Annotated in this window: 1 protein-coding gene; it reads right to left on the reverse strand. The window is 45.3% G+C overall.

Translation table 11 applies throughout. The features are described from left to right. Positions 1-216, reverse strand: a 216-nt coding sequence (locus AB4585_RS26010; RefSeq protein WP_372171656.1) for a hypothetical protein, incomplete at its 3' end; no start/stop codon positions are given. Positions 217-234 lie beyond the last annotated feature (18 nt).

The raw sequence follows: 234 nt of genomic DNA on the forward strand, positions 1-234 counted from the left end.
GTTATTCATACTCCACTGCAAGTAGAGCGCCTGGAGCCAGTTTAAATCATCAGATTTTTTCATCTGATTGATTTGCACTCTCTCCTTGAAGCTAAAGTTGCCACCTATTGTCTTTACCGCATAAGGTAGCGCATCATCCATACAACGCATCAACTTACCCTTATCGTCAACAGGAACACCCGCTTCCACCAAACGTACCGCCTCTTTAATACCCACAGGCTCCAGTTTCCCAGA

Origin of the sequence: Vibrio sp. 10N.222.49.C9 (assembly GCF_041474985.1) — a bacterium.
Taxonomy (GTDB): domain Bacteria; phylum Pseudomonadota; class Gammaproteobacteria; order Enterobacterales; family Vibrionaceae; genus Vibrio; species Vibrio crassostreae_C.